The following is a 25,905-nucleotide window of genomic DNA, read 5'->3' as shown; positions in this document are numbered from 1 at the left end:
TTTCAAACTAATTCATCAAAATTACAATCTTTTACTTTTCTTAACGCAACCATTTGTAGTATTTTGTATCTAATCTATAAATCTAGATATTGTATTAGGAAAATTTACGGCTTAACTGTTATAGTATTAAGCTCGTTTATTTTCTCAATGCGTTTTTAAAACTCAATTATATGCTTGTAAAGCTATGTCGCTTATGTTTTTTGTTCCTATTATGCTTACAAGCACATAGCCAAACCACAGATTTATCTATAAACATTGAGGCTCAAAATCTTGGTGGCACTCCTATTTCGCAAGTAGATATATATGAAGATTTTCAATACTTAATCACGCTATCTAATTCTGGTAATGCTGTTAGTAACGCAAGTATTTCCATAGATTTTGATGATGAGATTACTATAATTTCAACAAGTTCTCAAAACAATATTAATGGAGCTACCGATGTTTCAAGTATTGTAATTGCAGCTAATGTTTTGACAGCTACTGTGGCTAATATGCCTAATAACTCTAGTGTAGAGCTCTTGGTTTTAGTCTCTGCGCCAACCAACTTAGGTGGTATTGCAGTTAATGGAACAATAAATCCACCCACAGGCACCACTGATACTAACACTAGTAATAACCAATCCATTATTTCTATAGATGTGTTGGATATTGTTATTGACTTTGAAGTAACTCACACCCAAATTTCACCTACTACAGGAACACCAGTTAGTGCTTGGGGAGACCAGGTTACTTATCAATTTACCATTACCAATAATAGTGAGATAGACTTCCCTGTGGACATTATTAGAGGTCGATTAATTTTAACATCAATCGTTGGTAACGGTCAACCATTTGCCGAGTTTATTTCTTTGGAGTGTATAGATAGTACTAACGGAACCATCTGTCCTGATTTAACTGGTCTTACTACGACTTCTACAACTGTAAACTCATCAAATAGTGCTACTGCTCCAATATTATTTAATTTTAATGATGGTGCTGAAATTACTTCTGGAGGAAGCATCACTTTTGAAATGGTATATCGCTATACCAACTTTACATGCTCGCCAGATCCTATGCCTATTATGGTTGATAGCTTTATTGAAATAGGTTTAAATCATGATAATGTCTCATCAAACCTATCCAACTTTGTAGAAACTATTCTTCCAAACGCAGACCAATGCCCAACAACAGATGTTTGTATTGAAACCGAAATTGTTGATCCCACAGATACTACAGATATAGACTATAATGAAGAGGTTACTTTAGTTACAACAGTATGTAATAATGGTCCCTCTGAAGCTCCTTTGTTTTTCTTTATCCAAAATTTATCCGCAAATGTCGATTGGGACATCATTTCTGTTAATTGTACAGCAACTACTGGACCTGTTGCTTGTGAAGATTTTACAATTTCAGATAATGGTCAATTATGGGTTACTAGTGAGTTTGTGCTTCAACCTAATACCACAATAACTATCGAGACTGTAGTTATTTTTCTTGAACCTCCATGCAACCCGTTTCCAAATCAGGTAGACGCTACAATAAAAAGTCAGATAGTCCTCTTACCTACTCAAACCATAGATATAAACCCAGACAACAATTATTACTATAACTATCTAACGCTTCCAACGGAGGAGCCTTGCGATGAGGAGGATATTTCTGATATTGAAGTTACAAAAACTCAAATCTTTCCTGAATTACCTATTGGAAGTTCGCAAACAAATACTGCAGAATGGGGCGAAATAACTTATGAAATTACTGTAACCAATGATGGTAATACTGATGAGCCTATACAAGTGCAAGACCACATGCCTGTTCCATTGGCTGGCGACGTACCTATTACTGGTACTTTAGTGAGTGTGGAGTGTTCAGGAACAACTGGTACTGCCTCCTGTTTTACTATTGCAAATGCTAACATAGGTGTTACTTTTGATGGTGTAACTGAAGACGGTAGTTTTGACACCTTTTGGGAAATTTTGCCCGAAGACAATTGGATACTTCCGGCAAATAGTTCTGTGTCATTTATCGTTACCATAGATTGGCAGCCAGAATGTTCTATACTACCTATGATTGGTACAAATTATGTGCGCGTAAATTATGTAAATAATGTTCCTGAGACTAATCTTGGTAATAACACTGCTTTTGTACAAACATACTTTGCGCCCTGTATAGATTTAGTAGTACAAACGTATCCTGAATTTGCCCAAGTAGATACTGGAGAATCTTTTGATTGGATTGTAGATATTAGTAATAGTGTAACAAGCTCTAGTGCTATAGATATACAATTTGAAAATATCTTAGATAATGCTTTTACTATTTTAGGCACACCAAACTGTAGTGTTACATCTGGTAGTGCTACTTGTATTTCTACATTCAACATTAGTGGCAATACTATAACAGGTACAATACCCACAATGGAAGCAGGTTCTACGGTTAGAGTTACCATTTCTGTTGCTGCTCCGAGTTTTGGTGGTGGGTTTAACAATATTGCCGAAGCTTTTCCGAGTGCCTCAGATAATGAAGAGCTAACTCCAGAAACCAATATCTCGGTAAATAGTGTTCAGGTGATTTCTCCAATATTAGAAAAAATGTTTGTGCCAGATACAATTTTAGAAGGAGGCCAAAGCGAATTGATTTTTACGGTTTATAACATCGCTACCAATCCAACTCAAAATGGTATAGCGTTTACGGATAATTTACCAGCTGGCGTAACCTTATCTTCATCTCCTGTTTGGGTAGAAGCTAATGGTTGCACAGCCACATTTAATGGATCTGCTGGCGATAATTTTGTTGGAATTACGGATTTAGCATTTCCGAGCGGAGTTGAAAGTTGTACATTTTCAGTAATGGTAACATCAGACATTGCTGGTACATACCTTAATGACTTTCAAAACATAAGTGACACCAATAACCTAGATGCATCACAAGTCAGTGCAACTTTAAATGTTATTGTAGATACTTCTAATGTTGATATTGAAATTCTAAAATCTGTTGAGCCAACAGAAGCTATTGTTGGTCAGGAAGTAACATTTACTATCACTGCAACAAATGTAGGTACAACTCAAGCATCTGCTGTTGAAGTTTTAGATGCGCTTCCTGTTGGGTATGAATACATTTCTGCTACAGTTAGCTCTGGTGTTTTTAATGATAGTACATTTTCTTGGTTAATCCCAGTTTTAGATCCTGGCCAATCCGAAACTTTACAAATTAATGTTTTGGTGGTTTCGTCAACCGATTTACTGAATGTTGCTTTTTTAAATGCATTAAATGAAGTGGATAGAGATGAGACTAACAATGAAGATGAAGCGATTGTAGAAATATCTAATTGCCTATCTATACCTCAAGGTGTTTCGCCAAATGGAGATTTAGATAATGATTATTTGGTGATTCCTTGTATAGAACGCTTTCCTGATAATAGAATTAAAATTTATAATCGTTATGGTACATTAATCTACCAAACCAATAATTACGACAATACTTGGGATGGTAGAGCAAATAGAGGTATCCCAGAATCGTCAGGATTACTTCCAGTTGGTACGTATTTCTACATTTTAGAAATTAATGGATTAGCAAAACCATTACAAGGATATGTTTATCTTAATTATTAACTGAATTTACCTTCAACAATTTCTATAAAGCGCTCTTCGTAATCTTCCTTGCCTTCCCAGTTATTATAATCTGGCTTTACCATTTCGTAGATAAGTGCTCTGGCTTCTACTAGAGAGTCTGTAGTATTTATTTGAGAGATTACACGATCATAGTCTTCACTTTTACCTTCAAAAAGGTGTTTTATGAATGCTAATTTATCATTCAATCCAATCTGTAATCCGTTCCCTTTTAATTTATCATTTAATGATTTTTTAGCTTGTTCTGCTTCACGTTTTTTAGCATCTTCAATAGGTTCAAATTCTGGAATATTACCAAAATCAGAGCTAATAGTTTCAAACTCTATAGTTTTTGGTTTTTCATTTGCAACAGCTTCTTCAACCATAATATCTACTTGTTGACTTTCGCCAGGCATTTGAGCCACCATATCTTTAATCTTTTCCATTACAGGTTCCATAATTCCGTCGTCCTCTACCTCATCTACATTAACATAGGTTTTGTTTCCAACCTCAATATTATCACTTACGGTATTATTAAAAGCTGTATCCAGCATTCCAAAAAATGAAGAATCGTTACCAATAGTTGGCATGTCGTCTTCGAAATTTTCGTGAGCAAATTTTAAAACCGTTAGCTTTTCATAAAGCTTTGTAACCTCCTCGTGCATTCTATCGACATCTTCTCTGCCCTTTAATTTTAGAATCCTGTGTGCTATACTGATTAATTCTGATTCTAATTTCTTTTTCATGTTATTTAATTTTATGTTAAGTAAAGTCAGATGGAACATTTTAAACTACACTATTCTTATTTAAAAATAAATAGTAGATGTTTCGTCCTAATTACTTTTGATTTTTAATATTTTTGATTGACCTTTATACAAACGAAAATTGACTACGTTTTAGTGCTAAAATTACGAAATGTTTCTTGAAAATACGGTAAATCATAAAGAACAATTTGGGTGGATTGAAGTGATTTGTGGATCAATGTTCTCTGGTAAAACCGAAGAGCTGATTCGCAGGTTGAAGCGCGCTCAATTTGCTCGACAAAAAGTTGAAATTTTTAAACCTGCAGTAGATGTAAGGTATGATGACGAAATGGTGGTTTCTCACGATTCTAATGAAATCAGATCTACTCCAGTACCTGCAGCAGCCAATATTCCAATTTTAGCAGATGGTTGTGATGTAGTTGGTATTGACGAAGCACAATTTTTTGATGATGAGATTGTTAGGGTTTGCAATGATTTAGCCAATAAAGGAATTCGTGTCATTGTAGCTGGTTTGGACATGGATTTTAAAGGAAACCCTTTTGGCCCTATGCCTTACCTTATGGCAACTGCAGAGTATGTTACAAAGGTTCATGCTATCTGCACCAAAACAGGAAATTTAGCGCAGTATAGTTACAGAAAAGCGCAGAGCGATGATTTGGTCTTACTCGGTGAAGTTGAAGAATACGAACCCTTAAGTCGTGCTGCTTTTTATAAGTCTATGCTTAGAGATAAAGTGAGACAAATGAAAGTGAAAGACGCTGAAGAGATCAATGCTAAAGAAAATAAGTCTGATGCCAAAAGCGAATGAAACTGTTCTTGAAATTGATTTAGGTGCTTTAACACATAATTTCAATTATTTAAAATCCAAATTACAGCCCAACACAAAATTTTTAGCCGTTGTTAAAGCTTTTGCCTATGGTAGTGATTCTGTTGCTATAGCCAAACATTTAGAATCACTCAATGTAGATTACTTAGCTGTTGCATATGCTAAAGAGGGTGTTTTACTCAGAGATGCAGGTGTTACAACACCTATATTGGTGCTTCATCCACAGCCAATTAATTTTGAAACTATAATAGAACGCTGTTTAGAGCCTAGTATTTATAGTGCTAGAATTTTAAATGAATTCATTTCGGTTGCAGAAGACCAATCACAAAAAGATTATCCTATCCATGTTAAATTTAATACAGGCTTAAATCGTCTTGGTTTTTGGGAAAATGATGTTGATCATATAGTTTCACAACTAAACAGAACTACATCCCTTAAAGTGAAGTCTCTTTTTTCTCACTTAGCTGCCAGTGAAGACAAAAATGAAACTGACTTTACTGAAAATCAAATAGAATCGTTTAAGTCTATAGCTGAAGAATTTAAATCTAAATTAAATTATAAGCCATGGCTGCATTTGTGTAACACTTCTGGAATTATAAACTATCCCAAAGGGCATTTGGACATGGTACGAAGTGGTATAGGACTTTATGGCTTTGGAAACTCAGCTATAGATGATTTACAATTAAAACCCATTGCTTCTTTAAAGTCAGTAATATCTCAAATCCATAATATTGAAAGAGGAGAAACAGTAGGTTACAATAGGGTATATAAGGCTAAAGGATTTGAGAAAACTGCAACAATTCCTATTGGTCATGCCGATGGCATTACAAGAATTTATGGTAAAGAGAAAGGGTTTGTATTTATCAACGGACAAAAAGCCCCTATCATTGGTAATGTCTGCATGGACATGATTATGGTTAATATTTCAGATATTGACTGTAAAGAAGGAGATGAAGTTATCATATTTGACGGCTCACATAAAGCCTCAAATCTTGCAGAATCTTCAGGTACAATTTCTTATGAAATTATTACCGCAATATCCCAACGTGTTAAAAGAAAAATCATCACTGCTTAAGATTTTTTTAACAAATTGTGACTTTTTACTTATTTTAGTATCTCACTAACATATATACTAACTATTTAAAACACTGAATTATGTTAAAAGAATTTAAGAATTTTATTATGACAGGCAACGTAATTGATTTTGCTGTTGCGGTTATCATGGCAGGTGCTATTGGTGCAGTAATCAATGGATTTGTTTCAAAAATTGCTATGCCTCTTATAGGTTTAGTTTCTGGTGGAGTAAGTTTCTCTGATAAGTTTTGGACACCTGGAGACAAAGTGTACAAAACAGTAGAAGAAGCTAAAGAAGCTGGTGTTGCTGCTGTTGAGTATGGTGCTTGGATAGACACTATCATCAGTTTATTATTTGTTGGTTTTGTTATGTTCTTAATTGTTAAGGCTTATAACAAAACTAAAAAGCCTGTTGAGGAAGCTCCTGCAGGACCATCTGAAATCGATTTATTAACTGAGATCAGAGATTCTTTAAAAAAATAAATAAAATATAGCTACCGCTATACTACATATTTATTAATCAAACCCAGACTTAAGGTCTGGGTTTTTCTTTTTAAGAAAACTAAAAAGTTAAATAATTAACACTCTTCTTTTTTAATGTTAAAAGCTTCTCTTTTATTAAAATTAAGGGCTTTATTTTGTTTAATTTTGTCACATAATTATTTAAAAATAACAGATGAAAATAGCTGTAGTAGGTGCAACTGGACTAGTAGGTAATGTCATGTTGAATGTTCTCGAAGAACGAAATTTTCCAATCGATGAATTGCTTTTGGTAGCATCTGAGCGTTCTGTTGGTAAAACCGTAGAATTTAAAGGGAAACAACATAAGGTTATAAGCATTCCTGAAGCTGTGCAAAAACGTCCGGATATAGCTTTATTCTCAGCTGGTGGGAGTACATCTTTAGAATGGGCTCCGAAATTTGCAGAAGTAGGTACGACTGTTATCGATAACTCTTCTGCATGGAGAATGGATTTATCTAAAAAACTTGTTGTACCAGAGATTAATGCTAATCGATTAAATAAAGAGGACAAAATAATCGCCAATCCAAATTGTTCAACCATACAAATGGTTATGGCATTAGCGCCTCTTCATCATAAATACAAAATAAAGCGTATTGTTGTATCAACATATCAGTCAGTTTCTGGAACTGGAGTAAAAGCTGTAGAGCAGTTAGAAAATGAGATAGCTGGTAAAAAAGGTGACATGGCTTACCATTACCCAATTCATAAAAATGCTATACCACATTGTGATGTTTTTGAAGAAAACGGATACACAAAAGAAGAAATGAAGTTGGTGAGAGAGACTCAAAAAATTCTTGACGATAAGAGTATTGCGGTAACTGCAACAGCTGTAAGAATCCCAACTGCTGGCGGACACAGTGAAGCTGTAAATGTGGAGTTTGAAAATGACTTTGACTTAACCGAAGTAAGGCAAATATTAGATAATACCCAAGGTGTTACCGTACAAGATAATTTAGATGTAAACGTATATCCAATGCCGATGTATGCAAATGGGAAAGACGATGTATTTGTGGGCAGAATAAGAAGAGATGGTTCTCAGTCTAATACTCTAAACCTTTGGATTGTAAGCGATAATCTTAGAAAAGGTGCTGCTACAAATACTATTCAAATTGCAGAATACTTGGTTAATAATAATCTCATTTAGATTTTCTTTAATTTTTAGACCCATCTTAAAATTTTGTATCTTTCATCTCGTTATCTAACGAAGTGTTAGAAACTTATCCACGTCTAAAAATATTCAACTCAATATAGTCTTAAGTCAGGCTTTTTATTGAGATTTAATTTTAAAAACCAATTATGAAAAAATTACTTCTAATTACTGCATTACTAAGTATTTTTGTTTCCTGTAAAAACGAATCCGAAAAAGTGAAACCTATTACTGTAAACTATCCTGAAACCAAAAAAGTTGACACTGTAAACAATTACTTTGGTGAAGATGTAGCCGATCCTTACCGTTGGCTAGAAGATGACAGAAGTGCTGAAACCGAAGCTTGGGTAAAATCTCAAAATGAAGCTACTTTTGGCTACCTAGATAACATCCCTTATAGAGAAGAGTTAAAGGAGCGCCTTACTAAATTATGGAACTATGAAAAAATTGGTTCACCTTTCAAAGAAGGTGATTACACCTATTTTTATAAGAATGATGGTTTACAAAACCAATATGTTATCTACAGATATAAAAATGATGCCGATCCAGAGACAGCTGAGGTCTTTTTAGATCCAAATACCTTTAAAGAAGATGGAACAATTTCCTTAGGTGGCCTAAGTTTTTCTAAAGATGGGAAAACATTAGCATATTCAATTTCTGAAGGCGGTAGTGATTGGAGGAAAATTCTAATAATGAATGCTGAAACCAAGGATATTGTTGAAGACACCTTAGTCGATATTAAGTTTAGTGGCATGTCATGGTACAAAAACGATGGCTTCTATTACTCAAGCTACGACAAACCAAAGGGTAGTGAGCTTTCTGCAAAAACAGACCAACACAAAGTATATTATCATAAGCTAGGTACTAAACAGTCTGAAGATCAATTGATTTTTGGTGGTACTCCAGAAGAAAAACATCGCTATATTGGAGCAAGTGTTACAGAAGATGATAAATACTTAATTATATCTGCAAGTGTTTCTACTTCTGGCAATAAGCTCTTTATAAAAGATTTGTCTCAACAAAACAGCAAGTTAACGACTATTTTAGATCACACAGATTCTGATACTTATGTGATTGATAATGTAGACAGTAAGCTTTACTTGGTTACGAACCTAAATGCACCAAATCAAAAAATTGTTACAGTAGATGCGTCTAATCCAACTTCAGAAAACTGGAAAGACTTTATACCAGAAACCGAAAATGTTCTAAGTCCATCAACAGGAGGAGGGTATTTCTTTACTGAATATATGGTAGATGCCGTTTCCAAAGTATTACAATACGATTATGATGGAAAACTTGTAAGAGAAGTAAAGCTACCTGGTGTTGGTAGTGCTGGTGGGTTTGGAGCTAAAAAAGAAGAAAAAGAATTGTATTATTCTTTTACAAACTATGTTACTCCAGGCAGTATTTACAAATATAATATTGAGGAAGGAACCTCTGAATTATACCGTAAACCAAGTATAGATTTTAATCCTGAAAATTACGAAAGTAAGCAAGTGTTTTATACCTCTAAGGACGGTACAAAAGTTCCAATGATAATCACTCATAAAAAAGGTTTAGAGCTCAATGGTAAAAACCCAACTATATTATATGGTTATGGTGGTTTCAATATTTCTCTTACACCAAGCTTTAGCATTACAAATGCCGTATGGATGGAACAAGGTGGAATATATGCTGTAGCTAATCTGCGTGGTGGTGGTGAATATGGGAAAAAATGGCATAACGCAGGTACTCAAATGAAAAAGCAGAATGTTTTTGATGATTTTATTGCTGCAGCAGAATATTTAATTTCAGAAAAGTATACCTCATCAGATTATTTAGCTATTAGAGGTGGTTCTAACGGAGGCTTATTAGTTGGAGCAACCATGACACAAAGACCAGATTTAATGAAAGTAGCGCTACCTGCTGTGGGAGTTTTAGATATGCTACGTTATCATACATTTACTGCTGGTGCAGGTTGGGCATACGACTACGGTACAGCAGAGGATAGTAAAGAAATGTTCGATTACTTAAAAGGCTATTCACCTGTGCATAATGTAAAAGAAGGAGTTGAATACCCAGCAACTTTGGTAACAACTGGAGATCATGACGATAGAGTGGTTCCTGCTCACAGTTTTAAATTTGCTGCAGAATTACAAAGTAAACAATCTGGTGATAACCCAACACTTATTAGAATAGAAACCGATGCTGGTCATGGTGCTGGTACTCCTGTAAGTAAAACCATTGAACAATATGCCGATATTTTTGGGTTTACACTTTATAATATGGGCTTTGATGTACTACCAAGTAAAACAAAGGAAAAAGTAAAAGGTTAACATTTCATATGCTTTAGTTTTAAAGCATTTTATATTGTCGTTTATCTTTTTTTACTTGATTATAAACGATTTAATTAAAAAGTCTTAGATTTACTCCTATTTTTGTTAAAAAAGTAGGAGTTTTTTTGTTGAAACTGTTTTATTTATACGTTGTCATCAATACATGAAAAAGAATTACATTCTAAAACTGTTTTTTTTAACTGCATTATTATCATCTTGTAGTGAATCAGATGACAGCACAACGCCTTTGTCTATTGAAACGGATCCAGACGAAGTCTTTTTAGCTCAAAACTCTAGTGTTGAGATATTTATATTCAATAACGATTCTAATATTCCCCAATCAGGTACGCTATCTTTAACACAGCCATCGTTAGGCTCTGCAGTAATTAATGATAATAATACACCAGATAATGTTAATGATGATTTCATAGTTTACACTGCAAATTCAAACACTATTGGTGAAGATTCTATGCAATACATTATATGTGATGCATCTGAAAATTGTTCAACAGAAAACATCTCTTTATCAATTTCATCTTTGTCTACTGTAAATATGTTTGAAGGTGATACTCCGCATGAAACTTTATCATCTTATAATTTCTTCGAAGGAGATTTAAACAACCTTAACCCTACATTTGGAGTTTTTCCTTATGACCTCATTACACCTTTATTTACAGATTATGCCAAGAAAAAACGTTTCATATGGATGCCTAATGGAGTAAAAGCTAACTATATTAATGATTATACTCCACTAGATTTTCCGACTGGTACTGTTATTATCAAAAATTTCTTTTACTACAATGTACAGCCTGATAATTCAACAAAAATTATTGAAACCAGACTGATGTACAGAAAAGAAAACGAGTGGGATTTTGCAAATTATGTTTGGAATGAAGAACAAACAGAGGCTTTTTTTACAAACTCTGGCAGTATTGTTAATTTAAGTTGGCTAGAAGGAGAAAATATAAAGACAACAGATTATAGAATACCTTCTAGAGCAGAGTGTTTTACATGTCATAATCAGCTAGACGACCCAACAACTATTGGTTTGAAACCTCAGAATTTGAATAAAAATTATGACTACGCTGATGGTTCTGCAAACCAACTGCGTAAACTTATAGAGTTTGGATATTTAAACACTGATGTTCCTGATAACATAAATTCCTCTGTCGCTTGGGATGATAATTCTCAACCACTTGAAGCAAGGGTTCGCTCTTATCTAGATATAAATTGTGCACATTGTCACTCTGATGATGGTCATTGTAATTACAGACCCATGAGATTTGCTTTTCATTTAACAGAAGACTTAGCAAATTTAGGCGTTTGTGTAGAGCCTGAAACTCAATTCATTCCAAATTCTTATATTGTAAAACCCAATGACACCGACCTATCCATACTTTATTACAGAATAAGTACTACTGATGAATCTTTTAGAATGCCTTTATTGGGAAGAACAACTAACCACGAAGAAGGTATTAATCTAATAGAGGAATGGATTAATTCTTTAAATAATTGCGACTAACACAAAAAAAGATATGAAAAAAATTACACTCTTACTTATCGCAGTTTTTACATTTTGCTTGGGCAATGCTCAGGTTTTAAATGAAAACGCAAATTGGCCAAATAGTGACTGGTCTTTAACAGGAACATATACTGCTACTGGGCTTTTATCTGACCCTACAACTACTGGCTCGACATTTACTTTTGATGATGATGCTGCGGGATCGAGTTCTGATGACACAATCCAAGCAACCTCGCCGATAATTGATCTAACTCCTGCAAGTTTAGCAGGTGAAAATTTTATTATTATTAACGGTGATTATGTATATAGACCATTAGGAAACGATGTATTATCAATAGAGGCTTATGATGCTGACACTACTACTTGGTATACCTTATGGACTTTTAGCGGTAATTCTGCAGGTTCTGATTATGAAACATGCTCTAATACAGAATCTTACTCAACTGGATTGCTTGACATAACAGGGTTTACTGCTACTCAATTATCTGGTTTTAGATATCGTATTAATTATGATGACCAAAATGGTTGGCAATGGGGCTGGTGTTTAACATCTCCGACAATTACCTCTTTAGATCCTTCAACTACTTGTCTAGACCCTACAAACCTAGATGTAGTTAACATTGGGCAGACTTCGGCAGATTTAATCTGGACAGAAATCGGAGTTGCTACAACATGGAATATTGAATGGGGTCCTGTTGGCTTTACACCAGGAACAGGAAATGTTATTACAACCTCATCAAACCCTTTCACATTAACAGGTTTAACAGATAGCACAAATTATGAATTTTACGTACAATCCGATTGTGGTGGAGCTAGTAACGTATCAAATTTTGTTGGGCCAATGGGTTTTGGAACAGCCTCACCTTCAGGTGTAGCATGTGCTTCTGCAATCAGTATGACTGTAGAAGAAGACTGTAGTACAGCAACACCAATGACTTTTGACTTTAGTACGGCAATTGATATCGATGCTTCTAATGAAAATCCAAGCTGTGACGCTGTAGGCAACTATGGCTATTTTGTGAGTTTTACTGCACCTACTATTGGTTCAGTAGTTTTTAATTTTAGTGGAGCTGCAAATAGTATTGGTTTAGAAGTGTATGACTCTTGCGGTGGTGCTTCTGTATCTACCTGCACCAATAATGGATTTAATGCAGGAGATACATCTGGCCTTATTGGAGGTTTAACTCCTGGTGCAACTTATTATGCTGTGATTTGGAGGGATCAGCAAAGCGGAACTGCTGACTTATGTATAGAAGAAGGAGCGAGTTGTCCAGACCCAAGTAGTTTAGATGTAACTTCAATATCCTTAGACTCAGCTATTTTGAGTTGGACAGAAAATGGTATAGCAAATTCATGGAATATTGAATGGGGAACAACTGGATTTACGCCAGGCTCAGGAAATGTTGTAAACAACCTTAATGCAACAAATTATAATTTAAATGGATTGTCATCCGGTACTAGCTATGATTTTTATGTTCAATCTAACTGTACTGGTGAAACATCAGATTTCTCAGGTCCTTTTACATTTACAACACAAGCACCATCAAGAATTAATTTCTCTCAGCAGCCAATAACTGTTAACGGTTATGATTTAGCGGTTGTTGATATGAATGGTGACTTTTTAGATGACATTGTTGGTGTTTCTTCCACAAACATTAATATTCAGGAGCAGAATGCTGATGGATCATTTACAAACATAAACATTACAACTCCTAATGCTGATTATTTACCAAGTTGGAGTATGGCTGCGGCCGATTTTGACGCCAATGGAAAGACAGATTTGCTATATGGTGCAGGTAGTGGTGTAACATTTATGCAAGCAAGTAATGATGGTACAAGTTTTACTGAACAATCTACATCGCAGTATGTATTCTCGCAACGTTCAAACTTTGTTGATATAAATAACGATGGTAACCTTGATGCTTTCGTTTGTCACGATGTTGAGCCTAATGTCTACTTCATAAATGATGGTACAGGTGTTTTTACTTTTTATCAATCTGATGTTACACCAGACGCTCCTTACTCATTAGGTAATTACCCGTCAGGAGGTGATTATGGTTCTATATGGATAGACTATAACAACGATAGAAATATTGATTTATTCATCGCTAAATGTGGTGGTGCCGTTGAAAGAAGAACAAATATAATGGTGACTAATAATGGTGACGGAACTTACACAGAAAACGCTGCTATCCTTGGTTTAGCAGATCCAATGCAAACATGGTCTTCTGCTTGGGGAGATTTTGACAATGATGGCGATATGGATGTTTTTGTAGGTGCTAGTTCAGGCACTCACAAATTAATGGAAAACAGCGGTTTTTCGGATGATGGAAATCCTAATAATGATTACATTTTTACCGATGTTACTGCTGGAGCAGGAATTGTTGCTCCAACAGGATGGGAGAGTTCTGTTCATGATATTGATAACGATGGTTACCTTGATATAATTAGCAATGGTTCTATAATGTATGGCAAAGGAGATATGACGTTTGAGGACGCTGATGATCAGCAGATTAACTACAAGAATGGTAGTTTTGGTGATTTAAACAATGATGGATTCATAGACACATACTACAATGGTGTTAGGTATTATAACCAAGGTAACAGTAACAATTGGGTTAAAATAAACACTGTAGGTATGGCACATGTTACACCAAATTATAGTAATAGAAATGGTATTGGAGCACGTGTTGAACTGATTACGCCTTCTGGAACCCAAATAAGAGATGTCAGAAGTGGTGAAGGTTTTGAATTTATGAGCTCGTTAAACGTACATTTTGGACTTGGGGCTGAAACCTCAATTACAGAAATTAGAGTTTACTGGCCATCTGGAGTAGTAGATGTTTTTGAAAACCCAAGTATCAACTCAACGCATGTTCTTGTTGAAGGTTCAGCTCCTTTAAACATAGAAGATGAAGCGTTCGCTGATATTTCTATTTATCCTAATCCTGTTGAAGATGTCTTAAAAATTAAGACCACAGCTATTTTAACAGAAAAAATCGCAACTATTTTTGATGTTTCTGGTAAACGCGTTTTCAATCAAATGATAACTAATGATGAGTTAAACGTTTCTGGTCTTCAAGGTGGTGTTTACTTCCTTAGAATTGAATCTGATGGCAGAAGCATAAGAAGAAAGTTTATCAAAAAATAAATGTTGTTCAATAAATACAGAAAGCCGCTTGTATATCAAGCGGCTTTTTTATGGTATTTTTGCTATATGCTTCAAATTAAAAATGTTAGTTTCAGCTATACTAAAAACCAAATCCTTAAGGATATAAACTTCACCGTTAATTCTGGTGAAAATGTTGCTGTTATTGGTGAAAGCGGATCTGGTAAAAGCACTCTACTTAAACTTATCTTTGGAGAATACGATCTAGAACAAGGACAGATATTTTGGAAAAACACTGAAATTCTTGGCCCAAAATATAACTTAGTGATTGGCTACGATTTTATGAAGTTTGTTACCCAAGAGTTTGATTTAATGCCTTATACTTCCGTTGAAAATAATATTGGTAAACATCTGTCGCGTTTTTATCCAGAAGAAAAAGAAAAACGCACAAATGCGCTTTTAAAGGTTGTAGAACTAGAAGGTTTTGCAAAAACAAAGGTAAAAACCCTATCTGGCGGACAGAAACAACGTGTAGCATTAGCCAGAGCCTTAGCAAAACAACCGGAAATCTTATTATTGGATGAGCCCTTTAGCCACATAGATAATTTTAAGAAACAAAGCTTAAGACGAAGCGTTTTTAGGTATCTAAAAGATAATGACATTACTTGTATTGTTGCAACACACGATAAAAATGATGTGTTGGGTTTTGCTGATGATATGATTGTCCTAGATAACAAAGAAGTCATTGCCAAAGACAAACCTCAAAACCTTTATAAAAATCCAAAGCTGCCCTTAATCGCTTCTTTCTTTGAAGAATTTAACGTAATTAACGGCAAAATATATTACGCGCATGAGCTTAAAATTGTAAATAATTCCGAATTAAAAGCAACTATAAAACAATCCTATTTTAATGGCAATTCTTGGCTATTAGAAGCCTTATTTAATAAACAGTCTATATTTATTTACCACAATAAGTCATTAGCAAAAGGAGAGGAAGTTTATTTTTCTTTTTGAAATAAGCTATTTATCAAACTGCTTTAACAAAGCAGGTAAATAAAATATATCTGTGATCAACGCTATTCCCACTGTTACCGCACACAAAATTCCAAAATCACTTACAGAAGGTGTCGCGCTAGAAGCTATAATTAAGAAACCGCCTACCAGTGCAATAGTTGTGGATATTAAGGCGCCACCTGTATACCGCATTGCGCTATCCATACGCTCTTTTGGAGAACCAGAGACTGTATTACTACGTCGGTATTTATAAACCAAATGTATAGTATCATCCATTGCAATACCTAACATTATTGGAGTAATCATAGCTGTAGATACATCCAACGGAATATCTAATAAACTCATTGCTATGGCCAAAATCGCTAAAGGCAGAATATTAGGGATTAAAACCAAAAGCGTTGTTCTAACACTTTTAATAAAAACCAATAAGCATATAAATGCGACGAAAAAGGCAGCAAAAAATGATTTAAACTGTGTTTCTAGTATAAACTTGTTTAACTGTGCAAATACAACAGCAAAGCCGTTTATTTTTAGGTTAAAATCGTCAGTTTCAAAGCTTGCTTTAAAATCTTGTTCTACATCAACAAGTATTTTTTCTAATTCTGAGGTTGTCATTTCAGGTAAACTAAGTGTTATACCTGCTGTGGAAAAATCTTCAGAAAATAATTTGAAAAAGCTATTGTCATTTGTGTCTACACTAGATAAAGTGGACTTTATTTTAAGTTCAGAGACATTACTTTGAAATAATACAGGCGAACGTTTTTCTAAAAATGATTTAATATTTACAATCGAAACCGGAGCTATGATTAATGGATTTTTTTCAAGCTTATTCTGAAAATCTTCTAACTGCCCCAAAGCCTCTTTACTTAAAATTGGTTCACCGTTCTTTGTGGAAACATTTAGCTGTAATCTTGAGCTTCCTTTTAGTTGATTTTCAACAATTCTTAAATCCTGTTTTGCCTTTCCTTCAGCCAGTAAATCGAGTGACCTTGTATCTATTTTGATCTTAGTTACAGCATATAAACCCAACAATAACAAGGTTGTAAAACTTACAATAATTGTGCGCTTATACTGTGTTGTAAATGTGTTTATCCAATCTATAAATTTCGTCTGATTAATTGATTGTAATGCTAAAACCGGTTTTGCTTTTTCAAAATTTAGCGACATAAAACTAAACCCAATTATAGTTATAACGTAAACCAGCAAAAAGCTCAATAACAATCCTACACAAGTTAAGATTCCCATGTTTTTAAATGCTGGCAACGGAGATAAGAATAGTGCAAAATAACCCACAAAAGTGGTTAATGTAGTGTAAAAACAAGGTGTTAAACTCTTTCTTACTGCTATAGAAATGAGATCTACTTTATCTTTAATATTGTTAGAAAGACCTTCTTTGTGATAAATATTTATGATATGTACGGCATCACTAACGCTATAAACCATTAGAATGGTTGGTATGAGCATTGAGATCATATTTAATGCAAAACCCATTGATGCAATAATGCCAAATAGTAAACCTACTGGTATGGCAACCGATAACAAGGACACTAAAAGATAGCGTTTACTTGGTAGTAAGAATAATAATAAAATGGTAATGACTAAAACGGTTAACACGCCAAAAAGTAAACTTTCTTTGTAAATACCCTTACTATAGGCTTCATTTAATACAGGTGGACCTGTGAGATGATAGTCTGTAAAATGATGCTCTATTGCAGATGTTATTTCACCTAATATTGCTTTACGCTTTGTTTCTATTGTAGGTGTTGGATTGAGCTGTACATAGAAAAATAAATTTTTATAATCTTCTGAAACCAATTGCGAGGTTACATTTGGTAATTTTGAAAATAAACTTTTTAAACCTTTTTCGCTTCGCTTACTATTATAAAGTTCCAAAAATTGAATGTTACCGTTGGCATAAAGTGGATACTTTGCCTTAGCCAAACTAAAAGAGGTCTTTACATAAGGTAATCGCTCGATGTCCTTGGTAAGTGCCATTAATTTACTATTGGCTTCTTCAGATAGTGCATTATCTACAGGAAACATGGCTACATAAATTTCATCTGAACCAAATTTTTCTTGAAAATCTATATATGCCTGATAACTGGGATCGTCCTCTAAAAACCAAATTGTTAGAGAATTATCTATTTTAAGTTTGTTAATTGTTTGATAACCTGCTAAGGCCATCAATACAGCAAGAAGTGCAAGTACTGCTACTCTAAATTTAATTAGAGCTTTAACAAAGATTTTTAGTTTTGCCATCAATCAAAAAATGTTCTAAATCAATAGATTTATTATATCACTTTTACAATTGCAAAGGTACTGCTTCTAAAGCTAATAGTATCACCTTCGGTTTTTCCAAACAATAATTTAGCAATTGGAGATTGTGGTGATATGGCAAAATAAGTCGTATTATCTACATCTAATTCACCCTCACTTATACTAATAAAATAATTGTGTTGAGACGTAAAAACAATACTGCCAAGTGCTATATTGTGATGCTTTGACGAATGATTTATTCTTTGAAGTAAGGTTTTATTCTTTTGTAATTCTGCTAATTGCTGACCTACCTTTTCACGCTCTAATTGCACCATTGCACGTCCCGTTTCGTGCTTGTCCCCTGCACTACTTTTGGTTTCAGATTGTAATGAGGTTTCTAAATCTGAAATAGTTTTTGAAATTACAGATAAACGCACTTCTAATGCTGCGCTGCATTTGTTAAATAATTTCTCTTTTATTGACATGCCAAATCTGCTAATTCTTTACCAACACTACTTCCTATTGCCACACCCATTCCACCAAGTCTAACACCACAAAATACATTGTGATTAATTGCCTTTACAATTGCTTTTTTCTGTGACCCTACTCCCATTATGCCAGACCATCTGTGTTCTATTTCAAAAGGTATGTCTGGTAAAATTGTGTTTTTTAAAATCGATTCTAATCGATTCTGAATAAGTGCTGTTTGTCCGAACTGCTCTGTTTCTTCCGTTTTAAAATCTAAATTCCTACCGCCTCCAAATAGAATTCTATCATCAATATTTCTAAAATAATAGTACCCTCTATCTAAATGAAATGTGCCTTTAATATGAAGATTTTTAAGAGGTTTTGTTATTAATACCTGAGCTCTTGCTGGTTTTACGGATTCATTAAGTAATTGTGAAGCAAAACCATTTGTAGCAATAAGTAATTTTGAAGTCGAAAATTCATTGAAGTTGGTTTTAACTTTCACAGAATTGACATCGGATGAAAACGACTCTACCGTACAACTATTAAGAACTTTTACACCCAAGTTTAAAACTTTTTGTAGTAAAGTTTCCATCATTTTACCCGTGTCTAATTGACCTTCAAATTGGTTAAAGGCGTATTGAGATCGAATATTTTTAAAATTAAAACTATTGTCTTTAAAACTAAAAACATCTGCATTAAAGATAGGCTGAAGAAGCGTATTAATGAATGTCTTTTTTTCTGCGCAAAGACTAAATAAGGCTTCGCTTTCTTTAGCAAACAATTCATAGCCTCCCATATTTTGATAATTAATCTTGGCATCGCCTAAATTTGATCTTAATAACTGTAAGCCATTAATGCGTTTTTCTATTAAACCAAGTACTTCTTCTTCAGAGTGTGTGTTTAAATCATCGATGATTTCGCTTAAACTACCAAAACAAGCAAAGCCTGCATTTTTTGTACTTGCGCCTTGAGGTAAAATTCCTTTTTCTAGAATAACTATTTTTGCCCAAGGAAACTTAGTTTTTAAACAAAGTGCAGCATTTAGCCCAACTATACCACTACCAACAATAGTAAAATCTATTGTATTAAACCACGTTTTTATTTCCCAATACGATAAATTCATAGCAAAAAAAAGCTCCTAAATATAAGGAGCTTTTCGTTTTTATCGTTTAGAATTATTCAACAATAATCTTCTTAGTTACCTTAAATGAGCCATCTGAAATATTTAACAAATAGACTCCGGATTGAGCGTTATTTAATTGAATAACTTCATCAAATCTATTTGTGCCGTTAAAGGTTTTAGTGAATATCGCTCTTCCTCTGATGTCATATACTTCGATATTAATGTCGTCTCCTGATTTTGGGTTGAAGCCAACGGTGAAAGTTCCATTATTTGGATTTGGATAAACACTTAAATTATCTAACTCATTATCATCTATACCAAGGTTATTAATAACATTTAATGAGTAATCTTCTACCTCACCATCAAAACCTGTCTCACATGATGTTGGGAAATCATTAGCGCCTGGTGCGGTATACTTTGTACTAACTCTCATGATAGTTGTTCCGTCTGCTGCGTCAGTTGGAACAGTAATCGTTAAAGGAGATCCATCTGTCAATTGATCTGCAATATTTGCTGTAGTACCCAAATCTAAATCGTATTCTTCACCAGGATCACCAAATGAACAGTTTTGGTTCCAGTCGATCCAAACTCTGGTTATAATCTGATAATTCCCATCTGAATTGGCTCTAACAGATAAATCGTAATCCATACCTGCCTCAACGTCTGTTGAAATATTTGTAAAATCTGAATATGGTGCCGTCTTTGGACCTGCATCTAGGTTGTTAATTGTGTTAAATATTACACCTGTAGTTCTTGTTTGGAAACTCAAATCACCTTCAGAAGGACAAACACCATCAGTAATTGTTAAATCTACTGTGGCTTGTTTTGTGATTGAAGGGGAAGTAGCTGTAAGTGTAATTGTATAAGTATTACTCGATAAAGCATTTAACCCTGTTAGGTTTAAGGTTACAGTGCCGTCGGAATTTAAAGACATAGGGCTTAAGCTTGATCCAGCACCACCTGGCACACCCGAAACGCTAAATGATGTCGTCTCAGAGAAACCATTAGAGGTTACATAACTAAAATCTATTGAGGCTGTATCTTGATTACAGATTGTTACATCTCCATTTGTGGCACTAATGCTGAAGTCTTGAGCACTTGAAATTGAAAACGTATTAGACACTGCATAGAAAATGTTATCAGCCGCTTCTACTAAAACTCTTGCGTTAGTTGTATTTCCAACACCAGGAACTGTTATGGTAGCTGTACCTGTATTAGGAACACCAGAAGCTAGAGTTGTAAAAGATAGTCCTCCATTAGTAGTAAATAGAATATTTACTGTCTGACAATTTATTGGTGCCGAACTTGTTTGACCAACAACCCAAGATACTTGCTGGCTAGAGTTTGCACCCCAAGTCGGAGGGGTGTTTACCGTAAATGGTGTTGAAAAATTTTGTACCGTTACTGTCATTTCATCTGAATCTGTAGCAGCACCACCAGCTTCATTATCCCTTACTGTTAGTGAAAAGTTCATTGTTCTCCCAACAGATGGTACAACTTCCCATGTGGTTGCTAAAGAGCCGGAGAAAACTGTGCTTAATGGCGGCATGTATCTGTCTGGTGATGTAGATGGATCTAATGATCTAAACAAGGGACCAGCAGTATTGGTAGACAATGGAGGCATTGTGGCTGGAGTTGCATCTACTTGCTCCCAGCAATATGTTAATCCAGAAGCTGTATCCGCATCCGTTGCAGACCCTCTTAAAACAAATGCAGTAGATAAAGGAATTGTATAATTAGCACCTGCATTAGCTACTGGAGCTACATTATTAGTTGCGCTACCCGCAAAACATGTGCTACTAGGTCCAGAAGATATATTTGCCCACATTTCTTTTATGTTCTCACCGTTAAAATAATCATCACTATTGTTTTGAACATTTGGCGCACAAATACCTGCATAACCCATAATAGTAGAAGCGCTTCCTGGTTCTACAGAAACACTTGATCTTTGGCAATTGTTGTTTTGGGTATGGTTTGCACCATATTGATGACCCATTTCATGTGCAACATAATCAATATCAAAAGCATCTCCTTGAGGTACAGGTGACCCTGTAACACCTTGTGCTTTATTAACCGTACAAGGTGAACGCAATAGGGCTATTCCGCCACCACCAGTGCTAAAAACATGCCCTATATCATAATTTGCAAAACCTATATTTGCATCACAAGCTGTTTGGTTTTGACCTAGCATGACACCACCATTATTATTATTATATGGATCGGTTGCTGCATTTAAAAAGATTACATTACTATTATTGGCAACTATGACCATTGTTACACCCAAATCTCGTTCGTAAACACCATTTACTCTTGTCATGGTTGTATTCATAGCGGCTAGAGCACCCGCAACAGTGCCTCCGTGGAATTGAGCATATTCGCCTGTACATGCTAAAGCTAAACGATACGTTCTTAAAGTTCCATCATTAGCATTTCTTAACGCAGTTGCATCTGTATTAGATATTTTAAAACCTTCAGGATCGTTTTCTGTTTCACAGATAAAACTTTCTCTTGGGTCATCTTCATCAGAATTTATAAAAGCCATATATGTTTTTAAGTCTTGTGTATAAGGTTCTATAAAAACTGTTTTTTGATCAGAAAGTACCATACCGCTAAAACCTTTTTGAGGAGATATGCTAAATCTCATAATAGCAGCAGGATTATCAATACCCTTTCCAACAAAAGATCTTATTTCAGGAAATTGCATTTGTAGTTCATATTCCATTACAGAAGCCTCTTGTACCAAATAAGATTGAGGCTTCCCATCTTGGTTTGGAAATTGAAGAACAATACCTTCATTTTTATTTGAAAATTGACGCTTAGGAACATTAATCAGCTGTTGTTTCAGCTCTTCGATATTAATATTTATTAACGTTGAATGTTTGGGTTTTGACTTATAAAAACTTACATCCTCTTTATTAATTTGGTCTTTATTTATAGACCAAGTGAGCTCTGTTTTTTGCGCATAAGTTAGCGACATAAAGAATAAGGCCGCCAAAAAGCTTAAAAAGAACTTTGGGTAATTATTTTTCATTATTGAATATTTTAAATGTGATAACAAAGGTATTGGTTCTCTTAAGACTTTACAAAAAAAAACTAAATTCTTTGATATATCTTCAAGTGAAGTGAACAATTTGAATATATTATTAATTCTATGGAGAAATCTGAAAAACAAAAAAGCGACCATTAGGTCGCTTTTTTATTCTTCTTCAGGCTTTATTTTAAAGTCTTCCATAAACTTAGTGGTATAATTTCCTGCTAAGTAGTCTGGATGCTCCATTAATTGTCTATGGAATGGTATAGTCGTTTTTATACCTTCTATTACAAACTCATCTAAAGCACGCTTCATTTTATTAATTGCCTCCTCTCTGGTTTGCGCAGTTGTAATTAACTTGGCAATCATAGAGTCATAGTTTGGTGGAATGCTATAACCAGCATATACATGTGTGTCTAAACGCACTCCATGACCTCCTGGCGCGTGTAGTGTTGTTATTTTACCTGGTGATGGTCTAAAATCATTAAAAGGATCTTCTGCATTAATTCTACACTCAATAGAATGTAAATTTGGTGTATAATTCTTTCCTGAAATTGGAACACCAGCAGCCACTAAAATTTGCTCTCTAATTAAATCAAAATCAATAACTTGCTCTGTAATTGGGTGCTCTACCTGAATACGTGTATTCATTTCCATAAAGTAGAAGTTTCTATGCTTATCTACTAAAAACTCTACGGTTCCTGCACCTTCGTATTTAATGAATTCAGCTGCTTTAACTGCTGCCTTACCCATTTTTGCTCTAAGTTTATCAGTCATAAATGGTGAAGGCACCTCCTCTGTTAGTTTTTGGTGTCTTCTTTGAACAGAACAATCTCTTTCTGAAAGATGGCATGCTTTACCTCTTGAGTCGCCTACAATTTGAATTTCGATATGTCTTGGCTCTTCAATGAGTTTTTCCATATACATATCGTCATTTCCAAAGGCTGCTTTAGACTCTTGTCTTGCTGAATCCCATGCTGCTTTTAAATCTTCTTTTTTCCAAACAGCGCGCATACCTTTACCTCCACCACCTGCTGTAGCTTTTAACATTACAGGATAGCCTACTTCTTCGGCAAGTACAACACACTCTTCGTAATCTGCAATAATACCATCACTACCAGGAACACAAGGTACACCAGCCGCTTTCATTGTTGCTTTTGCTGTTGCTTTGTCTCCCATTTTAGAAATCATTTCCTCAGAAGCTCCGATAAATTTTATACCGTGTTCTTCACATATTTTAGAAAATTTAGCATTTTCAGATAGGAAACCATATCCTGGATGTATGGCATCTGCATTTGTAATCTCTGCAGCTGCTATTATATTTGAAATCTTTAAATAAGATTCGCTACTAGGTGCTGGACCAATACACACGGCTTCATCTGCAAACTTAACATGAAGACTGTCTGCATCTGCGGTTGAATATACTGCAACGGTTTTAACACCCATTTCTTTGCACGTTCTAATAACACGAAGTGCTATTTCTCCTCTATTTGCAACAAGTATCTTTTTGAACATAACTTTTAGTTTAAAAATTCAACTTCCAAGCACCAAATTCCAAATTATTGGGTTTGGGATTAGTGGATTGGAATTTTCAATTGTTATGATGGATCAACCAAAAATAACGGTTGATCAAACTCTACTGGAGATGAGTCGTCTACTAATACCTTTACAATTTTACCAGAAACCTCAGACTCTATCTCGTTGAATAGTTTCATGGCTTCGATAACACATAAAACGTCACCTTCTTTAATTTCTGTACCAACCTCAACAAAAACAGGCTTGTCTGGAGCTGGTTTGCGATAGAATGTTCCTATGATTGGAGATTTAACAGTAATATATTTAGAATCGTCAGTTGCAGGAGCTGGAGCCGCAGGTGCTTCTGGTGCCGCTGCTACAGTAGCTGGAGCTTGCTGTTGAACAACTGGTGCTGCTGCTTGAACAGGCACTTGTTGTACAATAGTTGTTTCATTGTCCGATCCTGTTCTGATTGTTATTTTAACATCATCCATTTCTAACTTAACTTCACTTGCGCCAGACTTAGCGACAAATTTAATTAAGTTCTGAATTTCTTTTAAATCCATAATATTTAAATAGTTTTTGTTAGTTAGTTTTTAGTTGGGATTATAAGCCCATTTAAAATAGATAGAACCCCAAGTAAACCCTCCTCCAAAGGCAGCAAATATTAAGTTGTCACCTTTTTTGAGCTGAGATTCGTAATCATTTAGTAATAATGGTAAAGTAGCAGAAGTAGTATTTCCGTACTTTTCTATATTCATCATTACTTTTTCGTCTTCTAAGTTAATTCGTTGTGCTGTGGCGTCAATAATTCTTTTGTTTGCCTGATGTGCAACTAACCAAGAAATATCATTATTTGTTAAGTTGTTTCTTTTTAATATGCGTTCTGCAACATCTGCCATGTTGAATACAGCGTTTTTAAATACTGTTCTTCCATCTTGAAAAACGTAGTGCTTGCCTTGATCGAAAGCCTCTTGTGTAATAGGGTATGACGAACCTCCGTAAGTAGCTTGTAAAAACTCACGTCCTTCGCCATTACTTCTAAGTATCTCATCTTGAAGCCCTAATCCTTCTTCGTTAGGTTCAAACAAAACAGCCCCTGCTCCATCACCAAAAATGATGCAAGTTGCTCTGTCTTTATAATTTATAAATGATGAATTTTTATCTGCTCCTATAAGAAGTACTTTTTTGTATCGACCAGATTCAATGTATGCTGCTGCTGTTGACATTCCAAAAAGAAAACTAGAACAGGCTGCTTCTAAATCGTATGAAAATGCATTCACTGCACCTATCTGAGTAGCTGTATAGGCTGCTGTTGAGGCTGCTTTCATGTCTGGTGTTGCCGTAGAAACAATAACCAAATCAATCTCTTTTGGATCTAATCCTGTTTTTTGGATTAAGTCTTCAGCTGCTTTTATGGCTAAAAATGATGTTCCCTTACCTTCTTCTTTTAGGATTCTACGCTCTTTAATACCAGTTCGTGTTGTAATCCATTCGTCGTTGGTGTCTACCATGGTTTCTAAAATTTTGTTAGAAAGCACGTAATCCGGTAGATAACCTCCTACAGCTGTTATTGCCGCTGTGATTTTACTCATTATTAGCTTTTAGATTAATTAAAAGTATTGAAAAATGACA

At 34.8% G+C, this 25,905-nt stretch carries 17 protein-coding genes; 9 read left to right on the top strand and 8 right to left on the bottom strand.

Features of this window, described 5'->3' with window-relative positions:
* Positions 1–170 precede the first annotated feature (170 nt).
* Positions 171–3,584, top strand: a complete 3,414-nt coding sequence (locus ACXAFS_RS02060; protein WP_475304971.1) for a DUF7933 domain-containing protein — start codon at positions 171–173, stop codon at positions 3,582–3,584.
* Here the strand turns inward: ACXAFS_RS02060 and ACXAFS_RS02055 are convergent.
* Positions 3,581–4,327 (bottom strand): hypothetical protein, encoded by a 747-nt coding sequence (locus tag ACXAFS_RS02055; RefSeq protein ID WP_475304970.1) that lies wholly within the window; start codon positions 4,325–4,327, stop codon positions 3,581–3,583. The two genes, ACXAFS_RS02060 and ACXAFS_RS02055, sit on opposite strands and share 4 nt — an antisense overlap.
* A 169-nt stretch (positions 4,328–4,496) precedes the next feature.
* Here ACXAFS_RS02055 and ACXAFS_RS02050 point away from each other — a divergent pair, with 169 nt between their 5' ends.
* The 8 genes from ACXAFS_RS02050 to ACXAFS_RS02015 all read left to right on the top strand — a co-directional run bounded on the left by ACXAFS_RS02050 (position 4,497) and on the right by ACXAFS_RS02015 (position 15,874).
* Positions 4,497–5,153 (top strand): thymidine kinase, encoded by a 657-nt coding sequence (locus ACXAFS_RS02050; protein ID WP_138432612.1) that lies wholly within the window; start codon positions 4,497–4,499, stop codon positions 5,151–5,153.
* The gene (alr, locus tag ACXAFS_RS02045; protein ID WP_475304968.1) at positions 5,137–6,246 is read left to right on the top strand and encodes an alanine racemase; all 1,110 of its coding nucleotides are present in this window, start codon (positions 5,137–5,139) and stop codon (positions 6,244–6,246) included. The genes ACXAFS_RS02050 and alr overlap by 17 nt, the downstream gene beginning before the upstream one ends.
* A gap of 80 nt (positions 6,247–6,326) precedes the next feature.
* Complete coding sequence (mscL, locus tag ACXAFS_RS02040) at positions 6,327–6,728, top strand: large conductance mechanosensitive channel protein MscL (RefSeq protein ID WP_475304967.1); 402 nt, start codon at positions 6,327–6,329, stop codon at positions 6,726–6,728.
* A 193-nt stretch (positions 6,729–6,921) separates the two neighbouring features.
* Entirely contained in the window at positions 6,922–7,911 is a 990-nt protein-coding gene (locus ACXAFS_RS02035) for an aspartate-semialdehyde dehydrogenase (RefSeq protein WP_475304966.1), read from the top strand.
* A 152-nt stretch (positions 7,912–8,063) separates the two neighbouring features.
* Positions 8,064–10,229, top strand: a complete 2,166-nt coding sequence (locus ACXAFS_RS02030; protein ID WP_475304964.1) for a prolyl oligopeptidase family serine peptidase — start codon at positions 8,064–8,066, stop codon at positions 10,227–10,229.
* 163 nt (positions 10,230–10,392) lie between these two features.
* Complete coding sequence (locus tag ACXAFS_RS02025; protein WP_475304963.1) at positions 10,393–11,751, top strand: Ig-like domain-containing protein; 1,359 nt, start codon at positions 10,393–10,395, stop codon at positions 11,749–11,751.
* A 13-nt stretch (positions 11,752–11,764) separates the two neighbouring features.
* Complete coding sequence (locus ACXAFS_RS02020; protein WP_475304962.1) at positions 11,765–14,902, top strand: FG-GAP-like repeat-containing protein; 3,138 nt, start codon at positions 11,765–11,767, stop codon at positions 14,900–14,902.
* Between the two features lie 66 nt (positions 14,903–14,968).
* Complete coding sequence (locus ACXAFS_RS02015) at positions 14,969–15,874, top strand: ABC transporter ATP-binding protein (RefSeq protein WP_475304961.1); 906 nt, start codon at positions 14,969–14,971, stop codon at positions 15,872–15,874.
* Positions 15,875–15,880: 6 nt separating this feature from the next.
* Here the strand turns inward: ACXAFS_RS02015 and ACXAFS_RS02010 are convergent, their stop codons facing one another.
* The 7 genes from ACXAFS_RS02010 to ACXAFS_RS01980 form a co-directional block, all read right to left on the bottom strand.
* On the bottom strand, positions 15,881–18,133 hold the full coding sequence (locus tag ACXAFS_RS02010) for an efflux RND transporter permease subunit (protein ID WP_475304960.1): 2,253 nt from the start codon (positions 18,131–18,133) through the stop codon (positions 15,881–15,883).
* A gap of 32 nt (positions 18,134–18,165) precedes the next feature.
* Positions 18,166–18,615, bottom strand: a complete 450-nt coding sequence (locus tag ACXAFS_RS02005; RefSeq protein ID WP_475304959.1) for a 3-oxoacyl-ACP synthase — start codon at positions 18,613–18,615, stop codon at positions 18,166–18,168.
* Positions 18,606–19,724 carry an NAD(P)/FAD-dependent oxidoreductase gene (locus ACXAFS_RS02000; RefSeq protein WP_475304958.1) on the bottom strand — a complete coding sequence of 373 codons (1,119 nt, stop codon included), beginning with the start codon at positions 19,722–19,724 and terminating at the stop codon, positions 18,606–18,608. Before ACXAFS_RS02000 ends, ACXAFS_RS02005 begins: the two co-directional genes overlap by 10 nt.
* Before the next feature lie 52 nt (positions 19,725–19,776).
* A complete protein-coding gene (locus ACXAFS_RS01995; RefSeq protein ID WP_475304957.1) occupies positions 19,777–22,755 on the bottom strand; it encodes a reprolysin-like metallopeptidase in 2,979 nt (992 codons plus the stop codon).
* Positions 22,756–22,920: 165 nt separating this feature from the next.
* A complete protein-coding gene (gene accC / locus ACXAFS_RS01990; RefSeq protein WP_475304956.1) occupies positions 22,921–24,270 on the bottom strand; it encodes an acetyl-CoA carboxylase biotin carboxylase subunit in 1,350 nt (449 codons plus the stop codon).
* Between the two features lie 83 nt (positions 24,271–24,353).
* Positions 24,354–24,836, bottom strand: a complete 483-nt coding sequence (gene accB, locus ACXAFS_RS01985) for an acetyl-CoA carboxylase biotin carboxyl carrier protein (protein WP_475304955.1) — start codon at positions 24,834–24,836, stop codon at positions 24,354–24,356.
* Between the two features lie 30 nt (positions 24,837–24,866).
* Positions 24,867–25,865 (bottom strand): beta-ketoacyl-ACP synthase III, encoded by a 999-nt coding sequence (locus ACXAFS_RS01980; protein ID WP_475304954.1) that lies wholly within the window; start codon positions 25,863–25,865, stop codon positions 24,867–24,869.
* Between the last annotated feature and the right edge of the window lie 40 nt (positions 25,866–25,905).

It is taken from the genome of Winogradskyella sp. ABM4_392 (genome assembly GCF_056160445.1).
The sequence above is the reverse complement of the archived record's forward strand: the minus strand, read 5'-3'. Positions and strand labels throughout refer to the sequence as shown.